General features: G+C 54.0%; 5 protein-coding genes and 1 pseudogene. 2 read left to right on the top strand and 4 right to left on the bottom strand.

All coding sequences use genetic code 11. From position 1 onward, the window contains the following. Together C816_RS06370 and C816_RS06375 are read right to left on the bottom strand one after the other, a co-directional pair. Positions 1–512: pseudogene (locus C816_RS06370) on the bottom strand (site-specific integrase); the annotation flags it as partial. A gap of 3 nt (positions 513–515) precedes the next feature. Then, positions 516–812 (bottom strand): DUF6809 family protein, encoded by a 297-nt coding sequence (locus tag C816_RS06375; protein WP_016322553.1) that lies wholly within the window; start codon positions 810–812, stop codon positions 516–518. A 193-nt stretch (positions 813–1005) separates the two neighbouring features. Here C816_RS06375 and C816_RS23515 point away from each other — a divergent pair, with 193 nt between their 5' ends. Both C816_RS23515 and C816_RS06380 read left to right on the top strand, forming a co-directional pair. Next, positions 1006–1173, top strand: a complete 168-nt coding sequence (locus tag C816_RS23515; protein ID WP_016322554.1) for an antitoxin VbhA family protein — start codon at positions 1006–1008, stop codon at positions 1171–1173. 1 nt (position 1174) lies between these two features. Beyond that, positions 1175–1786 (top strand): Fic/DOC family protein, encoded by a 612-nt coding sequence (locus C816_RS06380; RefSeq protein ID WP_016322555.1) that lies wholly within the window; start codon positions 1175–1177, stop codon positions 1784–1786. A gap of 563 nt (positions 1787–2349) precedes the next feature. On the opposite strand, the gene C816_RS06385 is transcribed toward C816_RS06380, so the two are convergent. Beyond that, positions 2350–2784 (bottom strand): helix-turn-helix domain-containing protein, encoded by a 435-nt coding sequence (locus C816_RS06385; RefSeq protein ID WP_016324520.1) that lies wholly within the window; start codon positions 2782–2784, stop codon positions 2350–2352. Continuing rightward, positions 2781–2993 carry a helix-turn-helix transcriptional regulator gene (locus C816_RS06390; protein ID WP_040655044.1) on the bottom strand — a complete coding sequence of 71 codons (213 nt, stop codon included), beginning with the start codon at positions 2991–2993 and terminating at the stop codon, positions 2781–2783. Before C816_RS06390 ends, C816_RS06385 begins: the two co-directional genes overlap by 4 nt. Positions 2994–3136: the final 143 nt, after the last annotated feature.

Raw genomic sequence — 3136 nt, forward strand, 5'->3', positions numbered from 1 at the left:
CCATAGCTGAACCTGGGAGCGGTGATCTGCTCGGTCGGGTTGCTGGCGATCAGGTGAGCCTGCTGTGCCGCCTTCAGCGCACCGTGGAGCGTGGTGTGGATGCGGCGAACCGTACCACTGGCCAGACAATCACTCAGCTTCTCATAGAACCGCTGCACATCTTTCGGTGTAATCCGGGCCAGCGGCTTATCACCCAGGCCGGGCCGGATGTGGTTCTCAATGTAGCTGCGGTAGTTCCTCAGAGTATTGGGCCGCAGAGTATCCACCATATTCTCCAGCCACTGATCGAGCCACTCACTCAAGGTCATCCGGCTCTGCTCCGTCAGGTCGGCACCCTGGTAGCTGTCGATATGCTGGCGGAGCTTCACGGACAGCTCCTTCTGCGTGGGAGCATAGACGTAGCGGAAGATAGAGTCGCCGTTTTCCTTGTGGCCCACCACGATGCGGCCCTCCCACCGACCGTCATCACGCTTGCGCACCATGCCGTCGCCGGACGGTCTGCGCTTTGCCATTTGTCATTCACCTCCAGTCCGAATATCACCGTCATTGTCATTCATGCACTCGGCCATGATCCTGACACCCAGCCGAAAGCCCAGGATAAAATTCTTGGTTGCTGTGATGCTGTTGATCTCATGCTGTGACCGGATGAGCTTTGTAAGAGTCTCTTGCTCAGCTTCCTCGAGTTGCTCTGTGAGTTGTTTTTCGTAGCTGGCGACACGATCTACCGCCCGCTTTAACTCTGAGCCAGGCGCCATCCTCTGTTCGTTGGGTGTGATATTGCCGTAGTAGAGATCTTCCAGAGTCGTTCTCATATCTACTGCCTCCTTTGCAACACCAACACATACCACACTTTGTCGGGAATAGCTACTATTTTTTTCGAGGACTTTTATTCTTTGTTTTGTGGCGCAAAATTTGATAGGGGCAGAGGTGATTTTCAGTTTGCAACCGTTTACCCTTTGTGCTACAATGCATATAATAACTCCTGATTAGGTGGAGGTGTGATTCATGCCGCGTTCCATTGAGCACTCTATTGAGGCTGCGGAGGTTTCTCTGCGGATGGAGGGACTTTCTGTTACGGAAGTCTGTAAGGAACTGTGCCGGAAATTGCTCGCCGGCGAAATTACGCTGGAGCAGTACCTGGCTCATGTTACTTCCAGCAGAGGAGAGTGCTGACATGGCCTACAGCATGGACTCCACAACAGACGGCTGCTATCCGGGAACAACTTGCCTGATCAACAAGCTGGGTATCCAAGACGAAGCGGTGCTAGCGGAAACAGAGGCGGCTGTCGTTTTAGGAAAAGCCAGTCTGCTGGATCAGCAGCCGATTGTCGGCGGCTTTGACTTTGACCACTACAAACGCATCCACCAATTCCTGTTCTGTGATCTCTATGACTGGGCTGGACAAATACGCACTATCAATATCTCCAAGAAGGGAACCGCTTTTGTTCCTGCTGCAGAAATCGAACCGTGTGCCGATGCGTGTTTCAAGCGCCTGGCTGGTTTCAGCGGTGAGCGCTTGTCCCATCGTGGGCTGGCGGAGGAGGTAGCGGACTTTTATCACACCGTCAATATGCTGCATCCATTTCGGGAAGGCAACGGCAGAGTACAGCGTGTCTTTTTTACGCAGTGGATTCGCAGTCTTGGGTACGATCTTGACTTGAGTTCTGTAGACCCGGATGCGTTCATGATCGCTACGATCTATGCGGCGCAGGGCGTTATGGATCAGCTGGTTGACTTTTTTGAGCAGACGATTGAGTGGCCACAGATGGGAATGCGGATGACCTGACGAGCTTGGTTTTGATTTCATGCTGGGCGGCAGCTTGCTGCTCAGCATTTTTGACCTCTGAGGTATCCACTTGTTGTTGGCGCAGATCCTTGCACATATCCCCGCTTAGACCCGCCAGTATTGCGGTGACTGTAAGGGCAGATGAAAAACTGACCCCCGGCTTGACCCCAGGGGGTGAAAAATGACCCCCGCGTTGGTTTCTGCAAAATCTCTGAAAACCACCTGTGACAGCCACCTTGTGAAATGGTGAAATGATGCAGTATTTTCTCTGTTCTCCTCATTTACGGCCACCTGCCACAGCAAAAAGCGAAAATTCCGACCACCTATGGAAAATCCCCGACCCGCTCTGCGGGGCGGTGTGGCTGGCCGGGGGGCGCATAAGCGACCCCCGGCCTTTATCCTGCACTTTTTTCGACCCCCCGGTTCACCTGCCACTTTCGGTTGCGCTGAATTCGCTGTATGGGGCACACCGGCCGCACGCTTTTGACACGGCTGCGTCTGCGGTGAGCGGCGGCTTGTTACCTTCCGGATAGCAGAGAGGCCACACAGCGGCGCACAGGCCGTCATGCTGAGCTGCGCTTATCACTGCGGAGAGCGAATTCCTTTGCGACTCGCTGACGTTCAGCTGCAACATCCATCTGCGCCAGTTGCTGTTCGTAGAACTGATTCAGAGCCAGTTGGATCGGGCGGATGGTGTAGAGCAGATTGCCGTTGCGCTTCAGACCAGCCTTGGTGGTGACCATCGTGCTCTCTGTACTGATGAGCTGCCGCTCCTCCAACTCACACACATACTTGCGGACGGTGTTGGAGCTCATCCTCACTGCTCTGCCAATGGTTTTGTAGCTGGGCCAGCACTGGTAGGTACTCCGGTTCTCACAGCAGAGCAGGTAGGAGTAGACGGCCAGTGCGCCGGGCGGCAGCCCCAGCAGGAATATTTCGTTGGGCAGCTGGAAGTAGTTCCTGACTGGGTCACGCTTGGGCCACGGTGTGTACTTCACTCCGCACCTCCTTGGGTGTGCCGCGATACCCACTCCGCAAATTTCTCTTTGGGCACTACGAGTCTGCTGCCAATTTTCAGAACCGGAAAATCCGGCTCGTGCATCAACTCGTAGCCGCTGGATGACGAGATACCCAGCGCTTTCGCCACCGTTGCCGCGTTCAGGAACAGAGGCAGTTCATCGTAGTTCTTGTAGCCGGATTCTTTCATGTTGTACTTGCCAACCCTTTCTGTTGAGTCAGTTTTTCCTCTGCCCTCATGCGCTGACTCCCTCATCCATCTACCACAACCTCCAGAGTCCAAAAACGACATTTTATTTTTCATGTGCCGAAAAAATTTTTGCTGTATAAAAA

The sequence above is a fragment of the Oscillibacter sp. 1-3 genome (assembly GCF_000403435.2).
In the GTDB taxonomy this organism is placed as follows: domain Bacteria; phylum Bacillota; class Clostridia; order Oscillospirales; family Oscillospiraceae; genus Oscillibacter.

Coding starts and splice junctions, on each gene's coding strand:
- C816_RS06380 (WP_016322555.1), top strand. CDS start 1,175: ATGGCCTACAGCATGGACTCCACAACAGACGGCTGCTATCCGGGAACA.
- C816_RS23515 (WP_016322554.1), top strand. CDS start 1,006: ATGCCGCGTTCCATTGAGCACTCTATTGAGGCTGCGGAGGTTTCTCTG.
- C816_RS06375 (WP_016322553.1), bottom strand. CDS start 812: ATGAGAACGACTCTGGAAGATCTCTACTACGGCAATATCACACCCAAC.
- C816_RS06390 (WP_040655044.1), bottom strand. CDS start 2,993: ATGAAAGAATCCGGCTACAAGAACTACGATGAACTGCCTCTGTTCCTG.